The sequence below is a fragment of the Capnocytophaga sp. oral taxon 332 str. F0381 genome (assembly GCF_000318275.2).
GTDB classification, from domain to species: Bacteria; Bacteroidota; Bacteroidia; order Flavobacteriales; family Flavobacteriaceae; genus Capnocytophaga; species Capnocytophaga bilenii.
This window is the reverse complement of record NZ_KB291348.1, coordinates 995-2,224: the sequence shown is the minus strand read 5'-3', so window position 1 is coordinate 2,224 and position 1,230 is coordinate 995. Positions and strand designations below refer to the sequence as shown.

Below are 1,230 nucleotides of genomic sequence, written 5' to 3'. Positions count from 1 at the left end.
GAGGAAATAGAAGCTCTTAGAAAACAGTCTATAGAAGAACGTAAACCTCTTTTTGCAATGCCTTTCTTTAAAGATTTTCCTATTGTAATTGTAGCAGCCAATGATTATCCAAGACGATACCAAATTGACTTAGAAAAGACTTTTGGTGTACAATGGGAGGGAAAAACAACAGAAGTAGGTGAAAAAAATTGGTATAACTTACATTTTAGTAAGGATAACAAACGTATTCTTATTCATACTCGACAATTAAGCAATGGAGTTAGCAATGAACTTATTACTGCTATTGCTGCTGAGGCTAAAAAGTTTTTATAACAACGAGTTATGTCACTTTCTGTTGATAACTTTGCCCAAAAATAAAGAAATACTGGGGAAGCTGAAAACCATATAGAGTAGGCATGACTTAAACACTCATAACGATGAAAATTAAAAACAATGGTTTAGAAAATTATCCTAGAAGTCCTTATATCCCTAAGGTAGAACCCAATCTTTTCTTTGCAAACAAAAAAGTAAAAACGTCCTACAAAGAGTACGAGGCACTGATAGGCAACAACAAAATTGGCTTAGGCAAATTTAAAAAAAATGTGGCTGTTATTCCTGAGGATATCATAAACCTTATCAAGGAATATGATGATATGGCAAGAGATTTTAGAACGAAAAAATCCCTTGATGAAACGACCAAAACATTGTGGCATAACATATTATTTTTCAGTGGTCGTGAATGCTTTGTAACTACTTACAACGAACAGGGGTTAGTAACGAGTTACGAAGTAGACGATTTTGTATTTGTTTTCAAATATAACGAACAGCAACAACTCACCGAATGGACTGCTACTATTTCGGGGCAAATACCTTGTACATACAGTTTTTTGTACAACGAAAAAGGTTTGCTCTATAAAATTACAGAAAAGATCCCTACAGGTATTTTTAAAGAGTATTTATACGACGAAAAAGGGGATATGGTAGCTGTTGTAGAGGATAGATATATTGATGAATATCAATACAGCTACAATTCAAAAGGTGAATTAGTAAGGTTAAAACACTATCTAAATGAGAAAGTTCATAATGAAGATTTGCTTCTGTACGATGAGAGAGGCAATAAAACACTATTTTGTTCTTTCAGAGAAGAAAACGAGGAAGACGAAGATGAAGACAATCGAAAAGTTTTCATCAATTCGTACAAAAATGGACGTCTTGCCAAACAAGAAATTTTGTACTACGAGAATGGAGACA

1 protein-coding gene and 1 pseudogene are annotated in these 1,230 nt (G+C 33.5%); both read left to right on the top strand.

The features are described 5' to 3' along the window. Positions 1-312: pseudogene (locus tag HMPREF9075_RS13640) on the top strand (hypothetical protein); the annotation flags it as partial. 104 nt (positions 313-416) lie between these two features. Further along, positions 417-1,230: hypothetical protein (locus tag HMPREF9075_RS13965; RefSeq protein WP_009416977.1), on the top strand; the 814-nt coding region annotated here is incomplete at its 3' end.